The following is a 25,013-nucleotide window of genomic DNA, read 5'->3' on the forward strand; positions in this document are numbered from 1 at the left end:
CTGCATTTCTAAATTCACTTCGCCAACACTATCTGGTTTGGCGCCGTAATGTATAAGATACCTCATTTTTGTTCGCTTGTCAATATTGCAGCCAGGTATGAAATAAGATATAATCAGTGCTGTATGTAAGCAACCTGGCAATATATGCAGGAGGAGATCATGGAAGAACTAAAACGACGCATACTCAGCGAAGCGATCGTGGGAGAAGGCGACATTATCCATGTGGATATGTTCCTCAACCACTGCATGGATATGGAATTGATGGAGCGTATGGGCGCCACCCTTGCCAAGCGATACCGTGGTCAGCACATTACAAAAGTACTGACAGCAGAAAGTTCCGGAATCGCCCTTGCCTGCTTTACCGCCCGGGCGCTGGGTGTGCCGGTGATCTACGCCAAAAAATTTCAAACCGGATACATCGATCCTGACGTTTACTCTGCGGACACCCACTCCTTTTCTCTGGACAAGTCCTACACCCTGCGGGTATCCAAGAAATATCTGACCGAAGAGGATCAGGTTCTGTTGGTCGACGACATCCTGTCTAACGGACAGACCATGCTCAGCCTTCTGGAGCTGGTATCCAAAGCGGGTGGAGAAGTCGCAGGTGTGGGCGTTGCTATCGAAAAGTCCATGCGGGAGGGCGGCCGTGTCCTGCGTCGGATGGGAATCCGGGTCGAAGCCCTGGCCACTGTACAGGCCATTGAGCACGGTCAAATCATTCTAGCATAAGGAGACCCCCATGGAAAACACCACCAACGCACTTTTGCCTAACGCATTTGCACTTTTCAACGGCATTCATTCCAGCTCTTCCGGTCCAGACCACGGCGAGTCTGTACTCACGTTGGGACCAGACAGCCTGAATCCTTACGGCCTGCTTCATGGCGGTGCCTATTATACGATGGCTGACAGCGCCTGCGGAACCGCCTGCCGTACCGATGGAAGAAATTACGTCACCCTGCACGGGGGCCTGAATTTCATCCGTTCCGCCCGCAGCGGTACCGTGACCGCCCGGGCCGTGGTCCGGCACCGGGGCCGCAGTACCTGTCAGGCTGATGTTGAAATCACAGATGAAAGCGGAGCTCTGCTGGCTACCGGTGATTTCACCTTCTTCTGCATCGGGCAGCGCTGAGTTCTTTATGACAAGGCGTGCAAGGGACGGCTTCAAGGCCGTCCCTCTTTCTTATCCATCACCACATCCCGGTCCAGCCAGATCTGCCAGGCAATCATAGTCAGTACCGGCATCAGGATCATACCTGCCACACCAAAGGTCTGAAATCCCACATACATACTGACCAGCGACACCAGGGGCGGCAACCCGATACGTTTCCCCAGCAAGCGTGGTTCCAGCGCCCCCCGAACCAGTGTGACCACCCCATAAAGAAGGAGCAGCCCCAGACCTAAGGGTGTCCTTCCTGCCAACAGAGAAACCAGACTCCAGGGCAGCAACACTACTCCGCTTCCGAAAATGGGCAGTGCATCCACCAGGGCAATCATCCCAGCCAGCAGCAGTGCCGGCTCCACCCGCAGCACCAAAAGGCCTACAGAGAGTTCTCCAAAGGTAAGGAGGATGAGAATTCCCTGGGCCCGCAGCCAACTGCCTGCCGCTCCGGACGCTGCCCGCCGCCAGCGTTTCATCCGTTCCTGCCACGCCGTCGGCAGCTGTTGGGCAGCCGCTTGCAGACCGGGGCGGCCTGCCATGAGGAAATAAGTCGCCAGGAAGGCAGTAAACAGAAACAGCCCTGCGGCCGGCAGCGCAGTCAGCAGTCCGCCCGCCCCTTCTGCCAGGGTCTCCCCTGCCCAGGACGGAAATGCCAGAATGCCCCGGACTGCTTCTTCCACCGCTTGTCTGGCCGACTCTCTCAGTTCCGCAGGCAGCGCCACAAAAAGGCGATAAAGCCATACCTCCGCCTGTTCTGCCCAGCCATTCAACTCTGTCAATAGCCCCGGCAGCCGTCCCAGCAACCCCATCAGCTCATACCACAGCCTCCAGGCCAGCAATGCCGCAAGGCCTCCTGCCGCTCCCGCCGCAGCCAGCACACATAGGGCAGCCGCCCACCGGCGGGGCAACCGCAGGGACCGGATAAGCCAGCTCACAACCGGTTCCAGCAGCCATGCCAGCACCACGGCCACCAAAAAGGGCGCCAACCAGGGCAATACCCACCGTGCGCCCGCCCAAACCGCCGCCAAAACCAGTCCGATCCACAACAGGCGGATCACACGCCGCAGGTACCTGTCCTCCCTCATAAAGACGCCCTCCTTCCGAATTATGTATAATATGACGAAAATCTCGCCAAAAATCTGGAAGATATCGGCGCGTCAGAAAAACTTGGCCCTTGCAGCCAAGACTTTATTGTGCTAAAATGGGCTCCAATACAAGAACAAATGCTTTTCTGTCACGGACAAGAGGAGGTCCATAGAATGGGCAAGGCACCAGCCTATTTCATTGTAGAGGCCAGCGCGCTGCCTGAAGTGTTTCTGAAGGTGGCGGAAGCCAAGCGTCTGCTGGAAACCGGCGAGGCCGGAGCAGTCAATCAGGCCGTACGCCGGGTCGGGATCAGCCGTAGCGCCTTTTATAAGTATAAGGATGCGGTCCGGCCGTTCAACGATATGCTCCACGGACGGATCGTCACCTTTCAGATCGTACTGAAGGATGAGCCGGGCGTATTGTCCGCGGTCCTGAATATCTTTGCCATCACCGGCGGAAATATTCTAACCATCAACCAGGCCATCCCGGTCAGCGGCTGTGCGGCAGTAACCATTGGCGCCGAGACCTCCGGTCTTCAGATCTCCATGGAGGAGCTGCTGGAGCGGCTGCTGAAGGTGGAAGGCGTCCTGCGCAGCGAAGTAATATCAGGGTAATACCCTTTGGAGTAAGGAGGCATTGTAATGGTGAACGTAGCAATCCTGGGTTTCGGCGTGGTAGGCTCCGGTGTGGCGGAGGTCCTGGCCACCAACGGCCCTCACATTGATAAAAAGGTGGACGATCTGATTCGCCTGAAGTATATTCTGGACGTACGGGACTTCCCCGACAGTCCCTTTGCCGACAAGGTCATCCACGATTTCAGTATCATCGAGAACGACCCCGAGGTCAACATTGTGGTGGAGACCATCGGCGGCGCCAAGGTAGCCCTGGACTTCACCCGCCGGGCTCTGGCCGCCGGAAAGAGCGTGGTCACCTCCAACAAGGAGCTGGTGGCCGAGCACGGCTGTGAGCTGCTCAAGCTGGCCCAGGAGAAGGGCGTCAGCTATCTGTTTGAGGCCAGCGTAGGCGGCGGTATCCCCATTATCCGCCCCCTGAACCAGTGTCTGGCCGCCAATGAGATTGAGGAGATCGCCGGCATCCTCAACGGCACTACCAACTATATCCTGACCCGGATGATCCGGGCCGGTCTCAGCTTTGATGCCGCTCTGAAGGAAGCCCAGCAGAACGGCTACGCCGAACAGGATCCCACCGCCGACATCGAAGGTCACGACGCCTGCCGCAAGATCTGCATCCTCTCCTCCCTTTCTTTTGGCCGGCACGTCTATCCCAGCCAAGTGCCCACCGAGGGCATTACCGGCGTCACGCTGGCCGATGTGGCCTATGCCGACGCCTGCGGCAAGAAGATCAAACTGCTGGGCCGCGCCATCCGCCGCCCCGATGGAAAGGTGTGCGCCTTTGTGGCTCCCCACCTGGTAGATGTGGAGAATCCTCTGGCCGGCGTGGAGGATGTGTTCAACGCCATCGCCGTCAAGGGCAACGCCATCGGCGACGTCATGTTCTACGGCCGGGGCGCCGGTAAGCTTCCCACTGCCTCCGCCGTAGTGGCCGACGTCATTGATGCCGCCCGCCATAAGGACGCCAAGAAACGGATGGTATGGGCCGAGGGCGGCGACGATGTGGCCGTCCCCCCCACCGACCTGGAAAGCGTTTGGTATGTCCGGGTGGAGGGCACGCTGGAGGCCGTGAAGGCTGCCTTCCCCGACTGTGCTCTGCTGCCCCGTGCCGGAGCACCGGAAAATGAATTTGCTTTCCTGACACCGTCCATGACCCGTTCCGCACTGGACAGCCAGCTGGCAGGGCTCAAGCCCTGCTCCGTGTTCCGTGTGCTGGACTGAGCGCATAGGATATCGTAAGAGATTTCACCTGATTTAGGGGGTACAAACGCCAATGGGACTCATTGTACAAAAATTCGGCGGCAGCTCCGTGGCTGATGCAGACCGCATCCGTAACGTGGCCCGCATCATCACCGAGACCTACCGCCGGGGCCACAGTGTTGTGGCCGTGCTTTCCGCCCAGGGGGACACCACCGACGACCTGATCGCCAAGGCCGCCGAGATCAACCCCAACGGCTCCAAGCGAGAGATGGATATGCTTCTCTCCACCGGCGAACAGATCTCCTGCTCTCTGTGCGCCATGGCCATCGAAGCCATGGGCTACCCTGTCATCTCTCTGACGGGCTGGCAGGCCGGATTCCGCACCAACTCCGTCTACGGAGACGCCCGCATCAAGCGGCTGGACACCGAGCGTGTATTGGCTGAGCTGGATAAGAAGGCCATCGTCATCGTCACCGGCTTCCAGGGTCTGAACAAGTATGACGACATCACCACGCTGGGCCGGGGCGGCTCCGACACCTCCGCCGTGGCCCTGGCCGCTGCCCTCCGCGCTGATCTGTGCCAGATCTATACCGATGTGGACGGCGTGTTCACCGCCGATCCCCGCCATGTGGCCGGCGCCTTCCAGCTGGAAGAGATCACCTATGATGAAATGCTGGAACTGGCTACTCTCGGCGCTCAGGTCCTGCACAATCGCTCGGTGGAAATGGCCAAACGCTACAGCGTCAATCTGGAGGTTCTCTCCAGCTTCTCCGGCAAGCCCGGCACCAAAGTCAAGGAGGTTGCAAAAACCATGGAAAAAATGCACGTCAGCGGGGTGGCCTGCGACAAGAACGTGGCCCGTCTGGCCGTTGTGGGGCTGGCCGACCAGCCCGGTATCGCCTTTAAGATCTTCTCTCTGCTGGCAAAAGAGAAGGTGAACGTGGATATTATCCTTCAGTCCATCGGCCGCAACAACACCAAGGACATCAGCTTTACCGTGGGCAAGCAGGATATGGATCGCTCCAAGGAGATTCTGGAGGCCCACAAGGGCGCGCTGGGCTTTGACCATATCGACGTCAATGATTCCATTGCCAAGGTCTCCATTGTGGGCGCCGGCATGATCCATAATCCCGGCGTGGCCGCCAAGATGTTCGAAGCTCTGTATAACGCCGGGATCAATATCAATATGATCTCCACCAGCGAGATCAAGGTATCCGTCCTGGTGGATCTGCCTGAGGCTGATCGGGCCGTGCAGGTCATCCACGACCGTTTCTTCCATGAGTTTGGCGGTAACTGATCGTTCATACAATAAAAAAATGCTGGCCCGCGCATTTGCGCGGGCCAGCATTTTTTATTGCAATACGGATATTTTTTTGTGATAGACCACCCGATAGAGCAGCAGCGCCACTCCGCAGGAAATCACCTCTGCCACCAAAAAAGCCAGCCATATCAGATCCGTGTATAGCCAGCCGAAGGCCAGCGCCGCCGGAAAGAGCAGAATCACCTGCCGCAGCAAAGAAATCAGCAGACTGGCGTTGGCAGATCCCAGGGCCTGCAGCGCAGAACACAGGATAATGGAAATGCCGGCAAACAGGAAGGAGAGCGCAACCATACGAAGGGCCACCGCACCAGCCGCCAGCAGCTCACCGTCGGCGTCAAACAGAGTCATCAGCGGTCCAGCCAGGAAAATCAGGAACAAGGTCCCCACACCCATAATGATTACCGTCAGCACCATAGCAAAGCGCACCGTGCCGGTGATGCGCTCCTTGCTCTTGGCGCCGTAGTTAAAACTGACGATGGGCACCAAGGCATTGTTCATGCCGTACAGCGGCATAAAGATAAAGGACTGGATCTTGTAATAAGCACCCAGGATAAAGACGCCAAAGGGAGTAAACAGGCGCAGGATCAGGTTCATACCCACGTTCATAACGCTGGACAGCGACTGCATGACAATGGCAGGAAAGCCCACCTTGAACATAATACGAATGATCTCCCCGTTGGGCCGGAAGCCCCGGAAAGAGAGTTTCACCACCTTGCTGCGCCGCACCATCCAGAAGCTGGCCACCAGGCCCACAATTTGACCTAGAACGGTAGCCAAAGCGGCCCCCGCAACCTCCAGCCGGGGGAAGGGACCGATGCCGAATATGAACAGCGGGTCCAGAATCAGGTTGACCACCGCCCCGATACCCTGAATAATCATGGGCCCCACGGTATCTCCTGTGGCCTGCAGGGTACGTTCGCCGGCAAATTGCATACACACACCGATGGAGAGGCCGGTGACAATGGAGAGGTACTGCACTCCATATTCAATCTGTTGGGGCACATCTGAGAACAGGCACAGGAAAGGCCGAGCAAAACCAACTCCCAGGATCAGAAAGACCAGCCAGCAGACAAAGTAGACAAAATAGCCGTTGGCCGCCACCTGATCGGCCTCCGCCTGCCGCCGCTCCCCCAGTCTGCGTGCCAGCAGCGCGTTGAAGCCCACACCTACGCCTACACATACCGAGATCATCAGCGTCTGCACCGGATATACCAGCGCCAGCGCCTCAAAACCGTCTCGGCTCAGGTTGGCCACAAAAAGGCTGTCCACCAGATTATACAGGGCCTGGATCAGCATGGACAGCATCATGGGCCAGGACATATTGATCAGCAACCGGCGTACCGGCATCACCGCCATCTTGTTCTCTTCCACCCAAATTCCTCCTATGATTCTCTTTCTGTAAAAATCGGGGCGTGCTGACGCACACCCCGATCTATTCTCCTCCAGCGGCGTGGCAGCCCGCTGGATACTTATAAAGTTTTGATATACCGCAAATCATTGCACACCATATCATGGGGAAAGGGCACCTTTTGAATGGTGCCGTCCCAGGCAAAGCCGTGCCGCTCATAGAACCGGCGGGCCCCTTCATTCTCCTTCAGAACAAATAGCGTACAGCCTGGATAGCCTGCCTCTTTCAGGCGGCGAGCCGCCTCCTCCAGAAGCAATCCTCCATACCCGCAACTGGTTCTGGCAGGCTCAACATAAAGGGAAATCACCTCACCCCACCCGCTGTAGTTGGAGGAATCAATTACCAGTCCTTCGCTTTGGCGGGGACTGGGGCCGCTGCGGATGGGGCCGTAATTACAGCACCCTACAGGAACGTCATTTTCGTAAAGCAAAAGTCCTTTGCATCTCTTGGTGGCGTAGTCTTCCCGGAAAAACGGAATCCAATGCTCCTCCGTGATGACCTCGCTCAGGTAGTCCTCCGGCACAAAGCCCGGATAGGCCGCCCTCCAGCCTCTGCAATGGATGGCACTCATGGCGGCAAAATGCGCTTCTGAGCAGGCATCTACAAAGCACAGGGGATCAGACATGGACCTCTTCCCCTGCCGCCGTCTCAGGCTCCTTCTGAGCTGCCTGCCGGGCCAGAGCCCGGGCGTTGGCCAGCATCAGCTTGATGCGGTTCTCCTGGTTGATCTTGGTGGCGCCGGGGTCGTAGTCAATGGCCACAATGTTGGAGTTGGGATAGTCATCCTTCAGCTTGCGGATCATGCCCTTGCCCACGATGTGGTTGGGCAGGCAGCCGAAGGGCTGGGTGCAAACGATGTTGGGGGTGCCGGAGTGGATGAGCTCCAGCATCTCGGCGGTAAGCAGCCACCCCTCCCCCATCTTGTTGCCCTCGCCCAGATAGCCCTTGATGAGCCGGCGCAGATCCTGGAAGGTACCGGGGGCACGGAAGCCACCTCGCTTCATGGCATCAATCATGGCCCGCTGGCACTTCTCAATGTAGTGGCGCAGGGCGGCGCAGGCGGCCTTTTTGGCCAGCTTCCCGCCGTAGATATCCACGTCCACTTCCCGGTTATAGATCTTGAAGATGATAAAGTCGGTGAGGCCGGGCACCACCGGCTCCGCCCCCTCGGAGAGGAGGAACTGCTCCAGATTGTTGTTGCCCAGGGGGGAGTATTTGATGTAGATCTCCCCCACCACGCCTACCCGGACCTTAGGCTCGCCCTGTACCGGGATGGCCTTGAAGGCGGCCACGATGTGGTCGAAGTTCTCCACCATGCTCTTGAAGGACAGGCCCTTGCCCTTTTCCATCTCCTCCAGCAGGTGGTTCTCCACCTCCTCGATGGTGCGCTCGGTCTGGCCCTCCTCCACCTCGTAGGGGCGGACCTGGTTGGCCGACTGGACGATGATATCGCCGTACATCAGGCCGAAGATGGCCTTGCGGATGATGTCCAGATTGAGCTTGAAGCCGGGGTTGTGCTCCAGGCCGGACAGGTTCAGGGAGATGACGGGGATATACTCCAGCCCCGCCTTCACCAGGGCCTTGCGCAGCAGGTGGATGTAGTTGGAGGCCCGGCAGCCGCCGCCGGTCTGGGTGATGAGCAGGGCCACCTTGTGGGGGTCGTACTTGCCGCTCTTCACTGCGTCAATGAGCTGGCCGATGACCAGCAGGGCGGGGTAGCAGGTGTCGTTGTGGACGTACTTGAGCCCCTCGTCCACGATGTTGCGGTGGTTGGTGGTGAGCATCTCCAGCTTATAGCCCTCCCGCTCGATAATCCGGGCGATCAGGCCGAAGTGAACGGGCAGCATGGTGGGAAAGAGGATGGTATACTCCTCCTTCATCTCCTTGGTGAACAGCAGCCGCCCCGTCTTGTCATAAATCAGTTCTGCCATAGTAACGAAGGTTCCTTTCTCAGTTCTGGTGCTTTCTGGCCTCCATAGCCGCCATCAGAGAGCGGACCCGGATGGTGACAGCCCCCAGATTGCTGATGTCGTCGATCTTCAGCTGGGTATACAGCTTGCCGCCGCTCTCCAGAATGTCGCGCATCTCATCGGTGGTAATGGCGTCAGTACCGCAGCCGAAGCTGACCAGCTGTACCACCTGCATATCAGGCTGGGTGCACACATAGCGGGCGGCATTGTACATCCGGGACTGGAAGGTCCACTGATTGAGCACCTTTCGGGGCGCGTAGCCCTCCAGATAGCTGAGGGCGTCCTCGGTAACCAGCACAAACCCGAAAGAGGTAATCAGATCATTGATCCCGTGGTTGATCTCCGGGTCAATGTGGTAGGGCCGGCCGCAGGCCACAATGATGGGCATATCATGGGCCCTTGCATACTCAATGTATCGCTTGCCCGTCTCCCGCACATCGTGGATGTAGGTGTCATAGGCCGTGTAGGCCGCCTTGGCAGCCGCCTCAGTCTCCCGCTTGGGGATATTGAACTCCTGCTCCATAATCACGGCAATGCGTTTGGTAAAGTCCTTATGGCGCCACAGGCCCACATAGGGATTGAGGAACCTGGTCTGTTTGAGCATGGGCACGTTGGCAGCCAGCAGCTCAGGGTAATAGGCCACCACCGGGCAGTTATAGTGGTTGTCACCGATGCCCTCGTCGTTGTTGTAGGACATACAGGGGTACCAGATGGCGTCCACCCCCTCCTCCACCAGGGCCTCCACATGACCGTGGAGCAGCTTGGCGGGATAGCACACCGTATCGGAGGGAATGGTGTGCTGACCCTTCAGATAGAGCTTGCGGGAGGACTCAGGGGACAGCACAACCTCAAAGTTGAGGCGGGTAAAGAACTCAAACCAGAAGGGCAGGTTCTCGTACATATTCAGGCCAAAGGGGATGCCCATCCGGCCCCGGACGCCGTTGCCGGCGCCCTTGCCGTGGAGGGCCCGCAGCCGCTTGTACTTATAGTGCATCAGGTCAGGGTTCTCGGTACGCTCCTTGCCCAAAGGCCGGGAGCACCGGTTGCCCGAGATGAACCGCCGACCGCCGTCAAAGGTGTTGACGGTCAAAGAGCAGTGGTTGGTGCACAGGTTGCAGGTCACCGGCTTGGCTGTGTGGGAGAAGGTCTTCAGATCCTCCGCCGTCAGGATGGAACTCTTGTCCAGATGGAGATCCCGGGCAGCCAGTGCCGCGCCGAAAGCGCCCATGATGCCGGCGATGGTGGGCCGGGTCACATTGCGGCCCAGCTCCAGCTCAAAGGCGCGCAGCACCGCGTCGTTATGGAAGGTACCGCCCTGTACCACGATGTGCTTGCCCAGGTCGTCGGCATTGGCGGCGCGGATAACCTTATACACGGCATTTTTCACGATGGAGATGGACAGGCCAGCGGAGATGTCCTCCACGCTGGCACCGTCCTTCTGGGCCTGCTTCACCGAGGAGTTCATGAACACGGTGCAGCGAGAGCCCAGGTTCACCGGGTGCTGGGCCAGCAGCCCCAGCTTGGAAAAGTCGGCGATGTTGTAGCCCAGTGCCTTGGCAAAGGTCTCGATAAAGGAGCCACAGCCGGAGGAGCAGGCCTCGTTGAGCATAATGGAATCGACAGCGCCGTTGCGGATCTTAAAGCACTTCATATCCTGGCCGCCGATATCGATGATAAAATCCACGTCGGGGTTGAAGTGACGGGCGGCATTGTAGTGGGCCACCGTCTCCACCAGACCGGCATCGCAGGAGAAGGCGTTCTTGATCAGATCCTCACCGTAGCCGGTGACAGCCGCACCCTTAATGACAATGCGGTCACCACACAGGTTGTAAAGCTCCTTCAGCTGGTCCAGCACAATGGCCACCGGGTTGCCCAGGTTGGAGTGGTAGTAGGTGTACAGCAGACCGCCATCGGCAGTGATCAGCACCATCTTGGTGGTGGTAGAGCCGGCGTCAATTCCCAGCCAGGCATCGCCGGAATAGGTGTTGATGTCCACCTCCGGGGGATGCATGGCATTGTGGCGGGCCAGGAAGACATCATACTCGGCCTGGTCCTGGAACAGAGGCGGCATGGTATCCACCAGACCCACATTATCCACGCTCTTCTCCAGCCGGTCCAGCATCTCGTCAAAGGAGCACTCGGCAAAATCGGTGGCGCACAGAGCTGCGCCGATGCCGGCAAAGCAATCGCCGTCCTCCGGGAAAATGGCGTGGGCCTCGTCCAGCTTCAGGGTCTCCACAAAGCGCTGACGCAGGCCCTGCAGGAAGTGGAGGGGGCCGCCCAGAAAGACGATCTTACCCTTGAGCTCACGGCCCTGGGTCAGACCGGCCACCGTCTGGTCCACCACCGCCTGGAAGATAGAGGCCGCTACGTCCTCTTTCCGTCCGCCCTGGTTTAGGATAGGCTGGATGTCACTCTTGGCAAACACGCCGCAGCGGGAGGCAATGGGATAGATCTTCTCATGTTTGAGAGAGAGTTCATCCAACTCGTTTACCGTGACGTTCATCAGAGTGGCCATCTGATCGATAAAAGCACCGGTACCGCCGGCACAGGAGCCGTTCATCCGCTCCTCCAGTGCACCGCCAAAGAAGATGATCTTGGCGTCCTCGCCGCCCAGCTCGATGACGGCATCCGTATCCGGTATGTAGGTGTTGACAGCGGCAGCGGTGGCGTACACCTCCTGCACGAAGTCGATGTCCGCCGCTTTGGCCACGCCCAGACCGGCGGAGCCGGTGATGGCAATACGCACCTGCTGGCCCCGCAGCTTTTCTTCGATGGAACGCAGAGTCTCCGCTGCCCGCTCTCTGGCCTTGGAGTAGTGCCGTTCATAAGAGCGGAAGAGCAGCTTGTTCTTCTCGTCCAACACCACCACTTTTACCGTGGTGGAACCAATGTCAATTCCAATCCGCAGACTCATAGATTCACCTGGTATCCTTATTATAAAGAATTTCGTATCCATCATAATATAACAAAAAAAATTTTTTTACAAGACCAAACCTCGAAAATACAGGATGTTCCGTATCCGGAAAGAATTGTGCCTAAAAATCCACCCCCCATCCCTGGCCGCTGACGCATTTTTACCAACGCCTTCTGACCGCAACATCTATGTTGACAAGCAATATTATACGTCATATAATATTGTCAGAATGAAAGGAGGGCTTGGATATGGCCTTTCCTTTGGGCGCTCCTCTGCTGGACGCCTGTGTACTGGCGGTTCTGGATGAGGGGGACACCTATGGCTATCGTCTGACCCAGCGCATGAAAGAACAGGTGGAGCTATCGGAATCCACCCTATACCCCGTCCTCAGGCGGCTGCAGCAGAGCGGCTGCCTCACCGTCTACGACAAGCCCTTTCAGGGACGCAACCGGCGCTATTACGCCATCACACCGGCCGGTCGGGCGCTGTTGTCCGGTTATCGAGAGGAATGGGTACGCTACCGCAGCCAGATCGAGGCGCTTCTGCTGGGGGAAAAGGAGGAGAACCATGAATAAGGCAGAATTTTTAAAAGAACTGCATGACATTCTGGCGGGCAAGCTGCCGCCGGAGGAACTGGACGATGTGCTCTCCTACTATGAGGCCTATTTTGCCGATTCCGAAGAGGATGAGGAGACCGTTGCTGAGCGTCTGGGCTCCCCCGCCTCGGTGGCGGAGCAAGTGCTGAAGGATCGGAATGAGCCGACCGAAGAGGTGCCTGCGCCCCAACCTGGCAAGCAAAAAAATCGGGCTTTCTTACCAATCATAGTGTTCTGCGGAGCTGTCGTTCTGGCCCTTCTCCTCTATTTTCTCCTGGTCCGGCCCGATCCCTCCGACTCTGTCCTCCTTCCCGGCCAAACGGCGGACGCCGTCCAAACCCCTGACATTCAGGGCGATTGGGAGGGCGAAGTGGACCCCTTCACAAAACTGGACATTTCAATAGGCCTGGGCAACGTTCAGGTGGAGGAAGGCGACCAGTGGCACCTTCGTCTGATCAACCGTGGGTGGGACAGCCGCTACGACACCACACAGAAATTGAAGTACAGCCAGAACGGCGATACCCTCTCTGTCTGGAGCGTCTCGGACAACATCGCCTCCGGCGAAAGTTCTCCTGATGTGCGGATCCTGATCACTGTCCCAAAGGGCACAGCATTGGAGCAGGCGGATCTAGGCATCGGCGTGGGCGATGTGGACTGGGATGGCTGCACCGTCAGCGGCAAGCTGAGCGTCGAAAGCGGCGTAGGCGATCTGGATGTGTCGGCTCCATTGGGGACGGCCGACCTCTCCACCGGCGTAGGCGATGTAACTTTGAAGGTCACAGGCAGTCAGTCCGACTACGCCTGGCAGCTGAGCACAGGCACCGGCGACATCCGCTTGAATGGGGAGACAGCGGCTCCCTTCACCTTTACCGCCACGGGCGGCAATGGGGACCGGTCTCTCTCCCTGACCAGCGGCACAGGAGATGTCAGTCTGGAATTTCAATGAGTCTTTCTGTTGAGATCATATTTGACTTTTCTAGCAGAGAATCGGGATTTGCAGAGGTAAATAAAATGATTCATCTGGAAAAAATAAACGGTGAAAATATCTGGGACATTTTAAAGTTAAATGTCTCAGATATTCAGAAAAGTTTTGTTGCCAGCAATGATATCAGCATGATCGAAGCGTATATCGCTATTACATCCAATGGATATGCTTTCCCGTTTGGAATTTTTGAAGGTAATAATCCCGTCGGCTTTGTGATGATCGGTTATGATAAAGATGATTACTGGAAAGATGCGCCTGCCATAGCAGATGGGAATTATAACCTGTGGAGATTGATGATTGATAAGAACCATCAAAACAGGGGATACGGGAAACAGGCGCTAGAACTTGCGCTAAGTTTTATCCGAACATTTCCCTGCGGTAAAGCTGATTACTGCTGGCTGTCATATGAGCCAGAAAATGTGGTAGCCAAAGCGCTGTATGCCTCTTTTGGATTTATAGAAACCGGAGAAAAAGACGGAGAGGAACAGATTGCCGTATTAAAACTTTAAGACAATCTCCAGTTTGTCCAATGCTCTGATAGCTTCCCAATAAGCAAAAAACTGCCTGCCGCAGGACTGCGGCAGGCAGTTCTTTCTTTATCTCCGATAAGTACGGGTGATCCCGGCCAGCTTTCCAGATACCGTTGGATTAAGGGCATCGGCGCGCACCCGCCAGGACCAGTTCTGATCTCCCAAAGTGCCGGGGGCGTTGACCCGGGCATCCCCGCCCAGACCCAGCAGATCCTGGAAGGGAGCGATGGCCAGACGGCAGGGAGACATCCAGGCCCCACACACCGCGCCCCAGCCGAAACCCTCGTCCTCCCGCAGGCGCAGGTAATCGAAGGCGTACTGACGCTCGGCCGGGTTGGCCTCGGTAAAGAGCCACTGGACAAAGGTGGGGGTATCATGGGTGCCGGTGTACATCACCGCATCCCGGGGACAGTTGTGGGGCAGATAGGCGCTCTCCCCCACCGGATCAAAGGCGTAGACCAGCACCTTCATGCCGGGCAGGCCGCTCTGGGCAATAAACGCCAGGGCGTCGGCGTCCAGGTCTCCCAGATCCTCAGCGATGAGGGCCAGGCCGGGTACGTTTTTCAGCACGTCCAACAAGTCGTTGCCCGGCCCCTTCTCCCAGTGGCCCTCCCGGGCGTCCTTGGCGTCCTCCGGAATGGACCAGTAAGTATGGAAGGCCCGGAAATGGTCGATACGTACCACGTCGTACAACCGGGCCATATGGGCGCCCCGGCGTTTCCACCAGGCAAAATCGGTCTTTTTGTGATAATCCCAGTCGTACAGAGGGTTGCCCCAATGCTGGCCCTTGTCAGAGAAGGCATCCGGCGGCACACCGGCCACGCCGGAGGGGCGCATATCCTTTTTCAGCTGGAAAAGTTCCGGATTGCCCCATACCTCGGCGCTGTCGGGAGAGACATAGATGGGCAGATCCCCGATGATGGAAACACCCTTGGAGTTGGCGTAGGTCTTAACCGCCTTCCACTGGCGGAAGAACAGATATTGCAGGAAAACCTGGAAGGCGCACTCCTCCGCCAGTTCCACCCGGTACTGCTCCATGGCCTTGGGTTGACGCAGTCGAACTTCGTCAGGCCAGTCAGCCAGTTCCTTGCCGCCGAAGTGCTCCCTCAGCGCCAAAAAGAGGGCGTAATCGGGCAGCCAGTCCCCCTCCTGTTCTTCAAATTCCTTGAGCTGAGCGGCATACTTTGCACGTCCCCGCTCAAACGCCTTCCGCAGCAGAGGCAGCCGCGTCTCGTGAAGCCAGGCATAATCCACCCGGTCCGGATTGTCCCGGCAGGCAGACCGCAGTTCATCCTGGGTCAGCAGTCCCTCCTCCGCCAGCTCATCCAGATCCAGAAACAGGGGGTTTCCGGCAAAGGACGAGGGGGACATATAGGGGGAATTACCCCCGCCCGGCGGTACCAGAGGCAGGATCTGCCAGAATTTCTGGCCTCCAGCCGCCAAAAAGTCGATAAACTGCCGGGCCGGCTTGCCCAGCGTGCCGATGCCGTAAGGCCCCGGCAGGGAGAATACGGGAAGCAGGATCCCGCTGGCTCTTGCTTGCATAAACAGGCCTCCACTTCATTGATTACGGACGTTCCTATTATATTACATCCCCGAAAAAGCCGCAACCCTTGAAAGCCGCGGCTTTCAAGGGTTGCCCTCTGATCAGGTACCGGCCTCTATGGCCGTTTTAATGGTGTCCAGCACCTGGTCGGAATCCTCACACATAACCATCAGCACTGTGCCGTCCTCCAGGGTTTCCAGCCTGGCTTTTTCCGCGATAGCATACTGATCGGCCAGGTAGGTCTGGAAATTGCTCTTCTGTCTGTCAATGAAGGCCTGCAATCCGTCCACCACCACGGCCTCCCGGCCCTCGGCAGGCAGGATAACCGCAATGCCATAGGCCTTGATGTTTACGGGAGAGATGGCAATGGCATAGGCCTGCATATCCTCCTCCGTCACGCCGATCAGGCCGAAGATGGCGGGGGCCAGATCCGCCTCTTCTGAGGTTATGGCAGGCACCGCCTCGTTCATTTCCGCATCCCTGGCGTTTTCAATGGCGGATTGATAGAGCACAGTCCTTTCCTCCGCCGTCAGTTCTTTTTTCTCCTCCTGTTTGTCTCCGCAGCCCGCCATGACGAGCATCAGAAGCGCCAGAGGGATCATCAGTTGTTTTCGCATGGTTGTTTCTCCTTTTCTGTTTCCTGTCTGTGCAGGGTCAGACTTTTACCGGTCTGATCCACCACCAGGGTATCTCCCCGGCCAACCTTGCCGCCCAGCAGCAGTTCGGCTGCCGGGTCCTCTATTTGGGTACGGATGGCCCGGCGAAGGGGCCGCGCCCCATAGTCAGGGTCAAATCCCAGCCTGGCCAGCACCTCCAGTGCCCCGTCAGTCCAGGTGAGCGTCACCCCAAGGGCTTTGAGCCGCTCCCCCACCTGGGACAGCAGGCGGCAGGCAATGGCTTTGATTTCGCTGCGGCCCAGCTGGGTAAAGACGATGGTCTCGTCCAGACGGTTGAGAAATTCCGGTCGAAATACCTTTTTCAAATCCTCCAGCACTGCACTGCGCAATTCCTCCGGGGTGCGGGTCTCACCGTCCCGGTGCTCGGCAGCGGAAAAGCCCAGTTTGCTGCCCTTTGCGGTAATCTTGGCCGCACCTACGTTGGAGGTAAGCACCACTACCGCGTTGCGGAAGTCGGCTTTGCGGCCCTGGGAGTCGGTGACCACACCGTCCTCCATGATCTGGAGCAGAATGCCCCACACGTCGGGGTGAGCCTTCTCGATCTCATCAAAGAGCACCACGCAGTAAGGCCGCCGCCGCACCTTCTCAGTGAGCTGTCCTCCCTCCTCATGGCCTACATAGCCCGGTGGGGAGCCGATGAGCCGGGAGATGGCGTGCTTTTCCATATACTCCGACATATCAAATCGAAACAGGGCTTCCTCGCTGCCGAAGAGGGCCCCCGCCAGGGCACGGCTCAGTTCCGTCTTACCCACGCCGGTGGGACCCAGGAACAGGAAGCAGCCAGTGGGCCGCTCCGGCTCCTTCAAGCCCACCCGGCCCCGGCGCACCGCCCGGGCCACCGCCTTGACGGCTTCCTCCTGTCCCACCACCCGGCGGTGGAGGTCCTCCTCCAGCTTGAGCAGGCGATCGCTCTCGGCCTGGGTCAGGGTGGTGACCGGGATGCCGGTCCACCCCGATACCACCGCCGCTACATCCTCGGCGGTCACGGCGCCGGTATTCTGGCCTGCCCGCCACAGGGCCTTCTGCTGGTCCAGCTCCCGGCGGAAATCCTCCTCCGCGTCCCGGAGCATGGCGGCCTTCTCAAAGTCCTGGCTGCGGATGGCCTCCTCCTTTTCCCCTCTGGCCCGGGCCACCTTGCTCTCCAGTTCCCGCAGATCGGGAGGGGCCGCCAGCCGGTCCAGCCGCACCCGGGCCGCCGCCTCATCCATGAGATCGATGGCCTTGTCAGGCAGGCGGCGATCCCCGATATACCGACTGGACAGGGCCACAGCAGCGGTGATCGCCCCATCGCTGATGGTGATGCGGTGGTGGGCCTCATACCGATCCCGCAGGCCAAAGAGGATGGCCTCCGCCGTCTTCTGATCGGGCTCTCCCACCAGTACCGGCTGAAACCGCCGCTCCAGGGCCGCATCTTTTTCAATATATTTGCGGTACTCCTCGGTGGTTGTGGCGCCGATGACCTGGATCTCTCCCCGGCCCAGAGCAGGCTTGATGATATTGGCCGCGTCGATGGCCCCCTCGGCGGAGCCTGCCCCTACAATATTATGGAGCTCGTCAATGAAGAGGATCACATCCCCCACCCGGCGCACCTCGGACATGACGTTCTTGACCCGTTCCTCAAACTCGCCCCGGTACTTGGTCCCCGCCACCATGGCGGACAGGTCCAGAGAGATGAGCCGCTTGCGCTGCAGCTCCTCCGGTACCTCTCCGGCCACCATCATTCGGGCCAGGCCTTCGGCCACCGCCGTCTTGCCCACGCCAGGTTCTCCGATGAGAGCAGGGTTGTTCTTCTGCCGCCGGGACAGGATCTGGATCACCCGCCGGATCTCCTTGTCCCGCCCCACCACCGGGTCCAGCTGACCACCAGCCGCCAACCGGGTCAGGTCCCGTGCAAACTGCTCCAGCACCTTGGACTCGCCGGGATAATCCCGCTCGGTACGGGGCTTGCCGCTGCCCCGGAAGGAGGAAGGCGGCGGCGCCTCCCCTCCCATGGCGGCGGACAGGTCGCCCCGCAGACGGCGGGGCTCCACCCCAGCGGCGTCCAGCACCCGGACCGCCACACCGTCCCCCTCCCGTAGGATACCCAACAGCAGGTGCTCAGTACCCACATACTGGTGGCCCAGCCGCACCGCCTCGGTGAGGGAGAGTTCAATGATCTTCTTGCACCGGGGGGTCAGTCCCTGGGAGGGGGCAGCGCCCGGCGTACCCACCCCCACCAACTGGGCCACGGTCTTTTTCAACTTCTCCGGCTCCAGGCCGGCGGCCAAAAGCACCTTGGAGGCCACGCCACGGCCCTCCCCAGCCAGCCCCAGCAGCAGGTGCTCGCTGCCCACATAGCCATGGCCCAGCTCCGCCGCGCTCTCCTGAGCCAGCCGAAGCGCGGCCTGGGCCCGCTGGGTAAACCGGGTCTCATTCATGCCGGCGCTTCGCCATCCCTTCCTCCAGGGGAAGAGCCTGCGTTTTTTCTTGACGGGCTTCATACCTTGTGCCACGCCCCTTTTCCTTTGTTCTATGCGGATGGGCCCCGCTGCACGGAGCCCCGTTCAGCTCAGGGGTCAGATCCCCTGCCGCTTCCATGCGGAACCTCGATGTTCTGTCCATCGGATCGCTCCCTTCCGGCTGCGCATCGCAGTTATCATTTTTCCCGCCAGAAAAAAATATACCCATGGTACACACATTTTAGCATTGCAATTTTGAAAAGTTATGATACAATATCGTTAGCTTTGAAGTTTGGAGGTGTATCCAATGGCCTATGTCATCAGCGACGCTTGCGTGAGCTGTGGCGCTTGCGAGGGCGCTTGCCCCGTCGGTGCTATCGCTCAGGGCGATGACCACTACGTGATCGACGCCGGTTCCTGCATCGATTGCGGTACTTGTGCCGACACCTGCCCCACGGGTGCTATTTCCCAGGGCTAATTGACGCACTACGTAAGAAAACAGCGGCATACCACTGGTATGCCGCTGTTTTTACTTCCATACCAAATCCACATTGGGGCCGGTAAGGCCCTCTCCCGCAGAAAGAGAGGATATTATGCAGCTTAAGGGCAAAAGCCTGCTTCTGGTGGGCCTCACGCTGTTCTCCATGTTTTTCGGAGCAGGCAATCTGATCTTCCCGCCCGGCATTGCCGCCCAGGCCGGAACCGCCACTTGGCCCGCATTTCTGGGCCTGGCCATCAGCGCTGTTGGCCTGCCGGTGCTGGGCGTGGTGGCAGTGGCCCGCGCCGGTGGTCTGGATACCCTGTGCAGTCGGGTCCATCCTCTCTTTTCCAAGGCCTTTACCATCGCCGCCTATCTGGCTATCGGTCCCTGCCTGGCCATTCCCCGTACCGCCACCACCTCCTTTGAGATGGCGGTGCCCCCCTTTGCCGGACCGGATGCTCCTCTGTCCCTCTTCCGGCTGATTTACTCTCTGGTGTTCTTTGCCGCCGCTCTGGTCATTGCCCTGCGTCCGGAAAAACTCACCGACCGGCTGGGCAAGATCCTCTGCCCCATCCTGGTGCTCCTCATCGTGGTCACCTTTGCCGGCTGCCTGGTCAATCCCCTGTCCGGCTATGGAGCCGCCTCCGGCGACTATGTGACTCACCCGGTGGTCAAGGGCTTTCTGGAGGGCTACCAGACCATGGACACTATTGCCGCGCTGGCCTTTGGTATTGTGATCGCGGTGAATATCCAAGCCAGAGGAGTCAGGGAGGACAAAGCTGTGGTCAAGGGCACCATCCGCTCCGGCTTCATTGCCGGGGCCATGCTGCTGGTGGTCTATGCCATGCTGGCGCACATTGGCGCTCTGTCCGGCGGCGCAGTCCCCAACCCCACTGACGGCGCTGCCGCTCTCACCAATGTGGTGGGTCTGCTGTTTGGTCCTCTGGGCAATGCCCTGCTGGCCGCCATCTTCATCATCGCCTGCTTCAATGTGTGCGTCGGTCTGATCAGCTCCTGCGGCGAGTTCTTCCACAAGCTCTTCCCCCGTCTCAGCTACCGGGGCTGGGCAATTCTGTTCGCCGTGGTCAGCATGGTGATCTCCAATGCCGGTCTGGCCCAGATCATTTCCGTTTCCGCCCCCGTGCTGGGGGTACTCTACCCCATGGCTATCGTGCTCATTGCCCTGTCCTTCTTCCAGCGCTGGCTGGAAGGAGAGCGGCTGGTCTATCCGGTGGCCATTTTGTTTACCGGCGTGGCCAGCCTGCTCTATGCACTCAAGGACATTGGCCTCCCCCTCTCCTTCCTGAACTATGTGCCTCTGGCTTCCATGGGGCTGGGCTGGGTACTCCCCGCTGTTGTGGGCATCCTGCTTGGTTTGCTTCTGTCCCCTAAAAAGCAGTAGTCTTCCCCCAAACGGGATACCGCCAACGCGGTATCCCGTTGGTTTTTGCTTGCCTTTTCCCACGCATCCGGGTATCATATTGTCTATTGAATCCCTATCCTGTTTGGTGATGCTTTTTGAGACGAGTTTTCCGCATTCTGCGGCGCACGATATTGATCCTTATTCTGGTGGGAGCAATCCTTCTGCTGGGCTTTTTCTTCCTGCGCTGGCGCGGGCTGATCCTGTACTCCCACGAATCCAACCCGGACCAGTGGGAAGTATTCGGTGTGGACGTATCCTCCTATCAGGGGACGGTGGACTGGCACGTCCTGGCCAGCCAGGGGGTAGATTTTGCCTTTATCAAGGCTACGGAAGGTTCCCTCCTTCAGGACAAGCAGTTTGCCTCCAACTGGAAGGGCTCCCTGGAGGCCGGAGTCCGGCCCGGCGCCTACCACTTCCTCAGCTATGACAGCCCCGGGGAGACCCAGGCTGACAACTTTATTTCCATGGTCCCGGTCACCGAGGGGGCATTGCCTCCGGTGGTGGATATTGAATTTTACGGCGAATACCTGGAGAATCCGCCGGAGAAAGCCCAGGTCCAGAGCATTCTGGACCCTCTGCTGGCACGGCTGGAGGAGCACTATGGGGTCAAACCCATTCTCTATGTAACCTACCGCTCCTACTACAGCTACCTCACCAACGCCAAATATGCCGATTATCCGGTGTGGTGCTCCAGTCCCACGGTGTTCCCGCTGGTGCCCCGGTGGCACTTTTGGCAGTACTCCCACTCCGCAAAACTGGAGGGCTACACCGGCGCTCAGCCCCTTATTGATCTGAACGTATTCCGGGGCAGCCAAGCGGAGTTTGATGCCTTTGGCCTGGGATAAGAACTTCTAATTTCCCCCTCTTTTTGATATAATACCAGTACGCAAAACTGTAAGGAGGCCCCTATGGACCGTTTTGATACTCTGATTCAGGAACTGCGCCGCCGTGTCCCTCAGCTGGAACTGCGGGAGCAGGAGCCTATGTCGTCCTATACCACCTTCCGCATCGGCGGTCCCGCCCGGCTGATCGCCCTGCCCAGATGCCGGAAGGAGGCCATTGCCGCGGTCCAGGCGGCCAGAGAACTGGACATCTCCCCTTTCTTTCTGGGTAACGGCAGCAATCTGCTGGTGTCCGATCAGGGATATGCCGGTTTTGTCTTGAAAACCGCTGGACTGGATGATGTGCAGGAGGTAAACCACCGTCTGCGGGCGGAGAGCGGTATTCCCCTGGCCCGGCTGGCCATGGCGGCCCTGGGCAGAGGCCTGACCGGCCTGGAGTTTGCCCACGGCATCCCCGGTACCCTGGGAGGCGGCGTCACCATGAACGCCGGCGCCTACGGCGGCGAGCTGGTTCAGGTTCTGACCTCCGTCACCTTCCTCAACGAGGCTGGAGATGAGGTCACTCTGCCTGTGGAGGAGTGCGCTCTCACCTACCGGCACAGCCTGTTTACCGACCATCCGGAATGGCTCATTCTGGAGGCCGAGTTTGCCCTCACCCCCGGAGACCCCGCTGCAATCAAAGCCAAAATGGACGAGTTGGCCCAAAAGCGCCGTTCCAAGCAGCCTTTGGACCTGCCCAGCGCAGGCAGTACCTTCAAACGCCCCGAGGGCCACTTTGCCGCCGCTCTCATTGAGCAGTGCGGCCTGAAAGGCGTGGGCGTGGGCGGTGCCCAGGTATCGGAAAAGCACGCCGGCTTTGTCGTCAACCGCGGTGGGGCCACCGCCGACGATGTACGCCGGCTGATGGAGCTGATCCAGAACACCGTACTCCGCGAGACCGGCATTGCTTTGGAACCAGAAGTGAAGTTTTTGGGTTTTTGAGGTGAGTTCCTATGAATTTTATTATTATTTCCGGCCTGTCCGGCGCAGGCAAGAGTAAAACCGCCTCCTTCCTGGAGGATATCGGCTTTTATGTGGTCGACAATATGCCCGCCCCCCTGATCCCCAAATTTGCCGAGCTGTGTATGGCAAATCCCTCCCGGTATGACCGGGTGGCTCTGGTCACCGACATCCGGGGCGGTCAGACCTTTGACGGGCTGTTCTCCGCCCTGGACGCCCTCCAGGAGATGGGGTGCGAGTATAAGATCCTCTTTGTGGAGGCCAGCGTGGAGGCCATCATCAAGCGGTACAAGGAGACCCGGCGCAGCCACCCCCTGGCCAGCTCCGCCCACTCCCTGGACGAGGCCGTCCGGCTGGAGCGCACCGTCCTCTCCCCTGTCCGCCAGCGGGCGGAATACATCATCGACACCTCCGCTCTCTCCACCGCCAAGCTGCGGGGGGAGGTGCTGCGCCTCTTCGGCCACGGCGGCGATACCCCCGAGATGAGCGTCAGCGTCATCTCCTTCGGCTTCAAGTACGGTATCCCCATCGAGGCCGATCTGGTGTTTGACGTACGCTTTCTGCCCAATCCCTATTACATTGCCGAGCTGCGTCACCAGACCGGACTGGACGACGGCGTGTACGACTTTGTGTTCGGCTATCGCCAGACCACCGAATTTATGAACTATCTGGAGAATCTCATTGGTTTCCTCCTCCCCCTCTATGTGGCGGAGGGTAAAGCCGCCCTGGTTATCGCCGTGGGCTGTACCGGCGGACAGCACCGCTCGGTCGCCATTACCCACGCTCTGGCCGAGTACATCAAGCAGAAGGGCTATCAGGCCACCGAAAATCACCGGGACATGACCCGGGCATAAAGGAGGAGCCGCCGTGTATCAGTCCTTTTATGAGCGCCGCTGGGCCCAGGGGCCCAAGGTCGTCGCCATCGGCGGCGGCACCGGTCTGTCCACCATGCTCCGCGGTCTGAAAAACCACACCAAGAATCTGACCGCCATCGTCACCGTGGCCGACGACGGCGGCAGCTCCGGTATGCTGCGGCAGGATCTGGGGATGCCCCCTCCGGGAGACATACGCCACTGCATGGAGGCTCTGGCCAATGCCGAGCCTTTGATGCAGCAGCTGCTCACCTACCGCTTCCCCCAGGGCTCCGGCAACCTGACCGGCCAGTCCTTCGGCAATCTGATCCTGGCCGCCCTCAACGGCATTTCCGGCTCCTTTGACGAGGCGGTATCCAAAATGAGCCAGGTTCTGGCCATCACCGGCCGGGTACTGCCTGTGACCAACGCCGACGTGGTATTGGAGGCCACCTTTGAGAATGGCACCAGAGTCCAGGGCGAATCCAAGATCAGCGACTTTAAAAAGGCCCAGGACTGCCGCATCCAGGGTGTGCGCCTGCTGCCCGAGCACCCCAAAGCCTTGCCCGAGGCCATCCGTGCCATCCAGGAGGCCGATTTGATCCTGCTGGGGCCCGGCTCCCTGTATACCAGCGTCATTCCCAATCTGCTGGTGGACGGCATTTCCGAGGCGGTATGCGCCTCCAAGGCCCTGAAGATCTATATCTGCAATATTATGACTCAGGACGGCGAGACCGAGGGCATGACCGCCTCCGACCATGTGAAGGCCCTGCTGCGCCACTCCGGTCCCTGCCTTATTGATATCTGTTTGTGCAATTCCGCCCCGGTACGTCCCGGCCTGCTGGAGCGGTATAAGGAGGAGGACGCCACTCCCATCGTCGTGGACAAAGAGGCCATTGAAGCCTTGGGGGTGGAGCTGGTCACCCGTCCTTTGGCCTCTGAAACCCTGGATTATGCCCGCCACTCCTTTGCCCGGCTGTCCGCCGCGGTGATGGATCTGTATCAGGAGCGGGCCTCCACCCGGATTCTGTAAGGAGGGCGTATCATGTCCTTTTCCACTCAGGTCAAGGCGGAGCTGTGCCGCGCCCCCCTCAACCGGAAGTGCTGCGCCCAGGCGGAGGCCTACGGGGTACTGCTCTACTGCTCCCTGTCCACCCCCACCGAGGTCCGCATCACCACCGAGTCGCCGGAGTTTGCCGACCGGCTGCCCCAACTGTTTCAAAAGGCTTTTCAGGTGCGCTTTGACCGCCTGCCCGCAGAGGGGGCGGGCAAGCGCATCTTTTCCATCACCGCTCCGGACAAGCTGTCCGCCCTCTGGTCCGTTTTTGGCCATGATCCGGCGGAGGCGCTGGTTCACCACATCAATTACGCTGTTCTGGAGGAAGATCACTGCCGTACCGCCTTTCTGCGGGGCGCCTTTCTGGCGGGTGGCTCGGTGACCGACCCGGCCAAGCGCTATCATCTGGAATTGGCCACCTCCCATCTGTCGGTGAGCCGGGAGCTCCACGCCTTGCTGCTGGAGATGGGTTTCTCCCCCAAAGAAAGCCGCCGCAAGGCCAACGCCATTACCTACTTTAAGCAGAGCAACGCCATTGAGGACTTTCTTACCGCCATGGGGGCCCCCTTGGCGGCCATGGATCTGATGAACGCCAAGGCGGAGAAGGACCTGCGGGGCAGCATCAACCGCCGGGTCAACTGTGACGCCGCTAACCTGGACAAGGCGGTAGATGCCGCCCAGGGCCAGATCGAGGCCATCTATAAGCTGGAGGAGCGGGGTATGCTGGAAAACCTGCCGGACAAGCTGAAGGAGGCGGTGGACCTGCGGATGGCCCACCCGGAGCTTACCCTGTCCCAGCTGGCCGAGCTGTGCGATCCGCCGGTTAGCAAATCTGCATTCAATCACCGTCTGCGCAAACTGGTAGAACTGGCCAACCGGTAGTCATTGGTTCCGC

23 protein-coding genes are annotated in these 25,013 nt (G+C 59.1%); 15 read left to right on the top strand and 8 right to left on the bottom strand.

Annotation, left to right across the window (positions count from 1 at the left end; genetic code table 11):
* Positions 1–159: 159 nt before the first annotated feature.
* The gene (locus IHN22_RS01875; RefSeq protein ID WP_087189408.1) at positions 160–729 is read left to right on the top strand and encodes a xanthine phosphoribosyltransferase; all 570 of its coding nucleotides are present in this window, start codon (positions 160–162) and stop codon (positions 727–729) included.
* A gap of 10 nt (positions 730–739) precedes the next feature.
* Positions 740–1,129 (top strand): PaaI family thioesterase, encoded by a 390-nt coding sequence (locus tag IHN22_RS01880; RefSeq protein ID WP_087189409.1) that lies wholly within the window; start codon positions 740–742, stop codon positions 1,127–1,129.
* A gap of 32 nt (positions 1,130–1,161) precedes the next feature.
* Here the strand turns inward: IHN22_RS01880 and ytvI are convergent, their stop codons facing one another.
* A complete protein-coding gene (ytvI, locus tag IHN22_RS01885; protein ID WP_191433220.1) occupies positions 1,162–2,244 on the bottom strand; it encodes a sporulation integral membrane protein YtvI in 1,083 nt (360 codons plus the stop codon).
* Positions 2,245–2,418: 174 nt separating this feature from the next.
* Between ytvI and IHN22_RS01890 the strand changes: the two genes are divergently transcribed.
* From IHN22_RS01890 to IHN22_RS01900, 3 genes are read left to right on the top strand one after another with little or no spacing between them, the layout of a single operon-like run.
* Entirely contained in the window at positions 2,419–2,859 is a 441-nt protein-coding gene (locus IHN22_RS01890) for an ACT domain-containing protein (protein WP_087189411.1), read from the top strand.
* Positions 2,860–2,886: 27 nt separating this feature from the next.
* The gene (locus tag IHN22_RS01895) at positions 2,887–4,098 is read left to right on the top strand and encodes a homoserine dehydrogenase (RefSeq protein WP_087389282.1); all 1,212 of its coding nucleotides are present in this window, start codon (positions 2,887–2,889) and stop codon (positions 4,096–4,098) included.
* 52 nt (positions 4,099–4,150) lie between these two features.
* Positions 4,151–5,374: an aspartate kinase gene (locus IHN22_RS01900; RefSeq protein WP_087189413.1), complete on the top strand. Its 1,224-nt coding sequence runs from the start codon at positions 4,151–4,153 to the stop codon at positions 5,372–5,374.
* Positions 5,375–5,428: 54 nt separating this feature from the next.
* Here the strand turns inward: IHN22_RS01900 and IHN22_RS01905 are convergent, their stop codons facing one another.
* From IHN22_RS01905 to IHN22_RS01920, 4 genes are all read right to left on the bottom strand, one after another.
* The gene (locus IHN22_RS01905) at positions 5,429–6,769 is read right to left on the bottom strand and encodes an MATE family efflux transporter (RefSeq protein WP_087265530.1); all 1,341 of its coding nucleotides are present in this window, start codon (positions 6,767–6,769) and stop codon (positions 5,429–5,431) included.
* A gap of 98 nt (positions 6,770–6,867) precedes the next feature.
* Positions 6,868–7,431, bottom strand: coding sequence for a GNAT family N-acetyltransferase (locus IHN22_RS01910; protein WP_191433221.1), 564 nt, complete (start codon positions 7,429–7,431; stop codon positions 6,868–6,870).
* The gene (locus IHN22_RS01915; RefSeq protein WP_191433222.1) at positions 7,424–8,737 is read right to left on the bottom strand and encodes a 2-hydroxyacyl-CoA dehydratase; all 1,314 of its coding nucleotides are present in this window, start codon (positions 8,735–8,737) and stop codon (positions 7,424–7,426) included. The genes IHN22_RS01910 and IHN22_RS01915 overlap by 8 nt, the downstream gene beginning before the upstream one ends.
* A gap of 19 nt (positions 8,738–8,756) precedes the next feature.
* On the bottom strand, positions 8,757–11,693 hold the full coding sequence (locus IHN22_RS01920) for an acyl-CoA dehydratase activase (protein ID WP_191433223.1): 2,937 nt from the start codon (positions 11,691–11,693) through the stop codon (positions 8,757–8,759).
* Positions 11,694–11,941: 248 nt separating this feature from the next.
* Here IHN22_RS01920 and IHN22_RS01925 point away from each other — a divergent pair, with 248 nt between their 5' ends.
* From IHN22_RS01925 to IHN22_RS01935, 3 genes are all read left to right on the top strand, one after another.
* Positions 11,942–12,268 (top strand): PadR family transcriptional regulator, encoded by a 327-nt coding sequence (locus IHN22_RS01925; protein ID WP_191433224.1) that lies wholly within the window; start codon positions 11,942–11,944, stop codon positions 12,266–12,268.
* The gene (locus IHN22_RS01930) at positions 12,261–13,235 is read left to right on the top strand and encodes an HAAS signaling domain-containing protein (protein WP_191433225.1); all 975 of its coding nucleotides are present in this window, start codon (positions 12,261–12,263) and stop codon (positions 13,233–13,235) included. Before IHN22_RS01925 ends, IHN22_RS01930 begins: the two co-directional genes overlap by 8 nt.
* Before the next feature lie 65 nt (positions 13,236–13,300).
* Positions 13,301–13,783: a GNAT family N-acetyltransferase gene (locus IHN22_RS01935; RefSeq protein WP_087266053.1), complete on the top strand. Its 483-nt coding sequence runs from the start codon at positions 13,301–13,303 to the stop codon at positions 13,781–13,783.
* An 87-nt stretch (positions 13,784–13,870) separates the two neighbouring features.
* On the opposite strand, the gene malQ is transcribed toward IHN22_RS01935, so the two are convergent.
* The 3 genes from malQ to IHN22_RS01950 all read right to left on the bottom strand — a co-directional run bounded on the left by malQ (position 13,871) and on the right by IHN22_RS01950 (position 18,444).
* Positions 13,871–15,349 (bottom strand): 4-alpha-glucanotransferase, encoded by a 1,479-nt coding sequence (gene malQ, locus IHN22_RS01940; RefSeq protein WP_191433226.1) that lies wholly within the window; start codon positions 15,347–15,349, stop codon positions 13,871–13,873.
* Positions 15,350–15,451: 102 nt separating this feature from the next.
* Positions 15,452–15,967: a DUF4358 domain-containing protein gene (locus IHN22_RS01945; protein WP_191433227.1), complete on the bottom strand. Its 516-nt coding sequence runs from the start codon at positions 15,965–15,967 to the stop codon at positions 15,452–15,454.
* Positions 15,952–18,444: an ATP-dependent Clp protease ATP-binding subunit gene (locus IHN22_RS01950; protein WP_191433246.1), complete on the bottom strand. Its 2,493-nt coding sequence runs from the start codon at positions 18,442–18,444 to the stop codon at positions 15,952–15,954. The genes IHN22_RS01945 and IHN22_RS01950 overlap by 16 nt, the downstream gene beginning before the upstream one ends.
* Before the next feature lie 328 nt (positions 18,445–18,772).
* Here IHN22_RS01950 and IHN22_RS01955 point away from each other — a divergent pair, with 328 nt between their 5' ends.
* The 7 genes from IHN22_RS01955 to whiA all read left to right on the top strand — a co-directional run bounded on the left by IHN22_RS01955 (position 18,773) and on the right by whiA (position 25,000).
* Positions 18,773–18,943, top strand: coding sequence for a DUF362 domain-containing protein (locus IHN22_RS01955; RefSeq protein ID WP_087189254.1), 171 nt, complete (start codon positions 18,773–18,775; stop codon positions 18,941–18,943).
* Positions 18,944–19,058: 115 nt separating this feature from the next.
* On the top strand, positions 19,059–20,348 hold the full coding sequence (brnQ, locus tag IHN22_RS01960) for a branched-chain amino acid transport system II carrier protein (protein WP_191433228.1): 1,290 nt from the start codon (positions 19,059–19,061) through the stop codon (positions 20,346–20,348).
* A gap of 116 nt (positions 20,349–20,464) precedes the next feature.
* A complete protein-coding gene (locus IHN22_RS01965) occupies positions 20,465–21,214 on the top strand; it encodes a glycoside hydrolase family 25 protein (protein WP_191433229.1) in 750 nt (249 codons plus the stop codon).
* A 63-nt stretch (positions 21,215–21,277) separates the two neighbouring features.
* Complete coding sequence (gene murB, locus IHN22_RS01970) at positions 21,278–22,192, top strand: UDP-N-acetylmuramate dehydrogenase (RefSeq protein ID WP_191433230.1); 915 nt, start codon at positions 21,278–21,280, stop codon at positions 22,190–22,192.
* An 11-nt stretch (positions 22,193–22,203) separates the two neighbouring features.
* Entirely contained in the window at positions 22,204–23,064 is an 861-nt protein-coding gene (gene rapZ / locus IHN22_RS01975) for an RNase adapter RapZ (RefSeq protein WP_191433231.1), read from the top strand.
* 13 nt (positions 23,065–23,077) lie between these two features.
* Positions 23,078–24,094, top strand: a complete 1,017-nt coding sequence (locus tag IHN22_RS01980) for a gluconeogenesis factor YvcK family protein (RefSeq protein ID WP_087189249.1) — start codon at positions 23,078–23,080, stop codon at positions 24,092–24,094.
* Positions 24,095–24,106: 12 nt separating this feature from the next.
* Positions 24,107–25,000, top strand: a complete 894-nt coding sequence (gene whiA / locus IHN22_RS01985) for a DNA-binding protein WhiA (RefSeq protein ID WP_087265557.1) — start codon at positions 24,107–24,109, stop codon at positions 24,998–25,000.
* Positions 25,001–25,013: the final 13 nt, after the last annotated feature.

The sequence above is a fragment of the Flavonifractor sp. An112 genome, from assembly GCF_904377885.1.
In the GTDB taxonomy this organism is placed as follows: Bacteria; Bacillota; Clostridia; order Oscillospirales; family Oscillospiraceae; genus Flavonifractor; species Flavonifractor avicola.

Coding starts and splice junctions, on each gene's coding strand:
- IHN22_RS01875 (WP_087189408.1), top strand. CDS start 160: ATGGAAGAACTAAAACGACGCATACTCAGCGAAGCGATCGTGGGAGAA.
- IHN22_RS01880 (WP_087189409.1), top strand. CDS start 740: ATGGAAAACACCACCAACGCACTTTTGCCTAACGCATTTGCACTTTTC.
- ytvI (WP_191433220.1), bottom strand. CDS start 2,244: ATGAGGGAGGACAGGTACCTGCGGCGTGTGATCCGCCTGTTGTGGATC.
- IHN22_RS01890 (WP_087189411.1), top strand. CDS start 2,419: ATGGGCAAGGCACCAGCCTATTTCATTGTAGAGGCCAGCGCGCTGCCT.
- IHN22_RS01895 (WP_087389282.1), top strand. CDS start 2,887: ATGGTGAACGTAGCAATCCTGGGTTTCGGCGTGGTAGGCTCCGGTGTG.
- IHN22_RS01900 (WP_087189413.1), top strand. CDS start 4,151: ATGGGACTCATTGTACAAAAATTCGGCGGCAGCTCCGTGGCTGATGCA.
- IHN22_RS01910 (WP_191433221.1), bottom strand. CDS start 7,431: ATGTCTGATCCCCTGTGCTTTGTAGATGCCTGCTCAGAAGCGCATTTT.
- IHN22_RS01915 (WP_191433222.1), bottom strand. CDS start 8,737: ATGGCAGAACTGATTTATGACAAGACGGGGCGGCTGCTGTTCACCAAG.
- IHN22_RS01920 (WP_191433223.1), bottom strand. CDS start 11,693: ATGAGTCTGCGGATTGGAATTGACATTGGTTCCACCACGGTAAAAGTG.
- IHN22_RS01925 (WP_191433224.1), top strand. CDS start 11,942: ATGGCCTTTCCTTTGGGCGCTCCTCTGCTGGACGCCTGTGTACTGGCG.
- IHN22_RS01930 (WP_191433225.1), top strand. CDS start 12,261: ATGAATAAGGCAGAATTTTTAAAAGAACTGCATGACATTCTGGCGGGC.
- IHN22_RS01935 (WP_087266053.1), top strand. CDS start 13,301: ATGATTCATCTGGAAAAAATAAACGGTGAAAATATCTGGGACATTTTA.
- malQ (WP_191433226.1), bottom strand. CDS start 15,349: ATGCAAGCAAGAGCCAGCGGGATCCTGCTTCCCGTATTCTCCCTGCCG.
- IHN22_RS01945 (WP_191433227.1), bottom strand. CDS start 15,967: ATGCGAAAACAACTGATGATCCCTCTGGCGCTTCTGATGCTCGTCATG.
- IHN22_RS01950 (WP_191433246.1), bottom strand. CDS start 18,444: ATGAATGAGACCCGGTTTACCCAGCGGGCCCAGGCCGCGCTTCGGCTG.
- IHN22_RS01955 (WP_087189254.1), top strand. CDS start 18,773: ATGGCCTATGTCATCAGCGACGCTTGCGTGAGCTGTGGCGCTTGCGAG.
- brnQ (WP_191433228.1), top strand. CDS start 19,059: ATGCAGCTTAAGGGCAAAAGCCTGCTTCTGGTGGGCCTCACGCTGTTC.
- murB (WP_191433230.1), top strand. CDS start 21,278: ATGGACCGTTTTGATACTCTGATTCAGGAACTGCGCCGCCGTGTCCCT.
- rapZ (WP_191433231.1), top strand. CDS start 22,204: ATGAATTTTATTATTATTTCCGGCCTGTCCGGCGCAGGCAAGAGTAAA.
- whiA (WP_087265557.1), top strand. CDS start 24,107: ATGTCCTTTTCCACTCAGGTCAAGGCGGAGCTGTGCCGCGCCCCCCTC.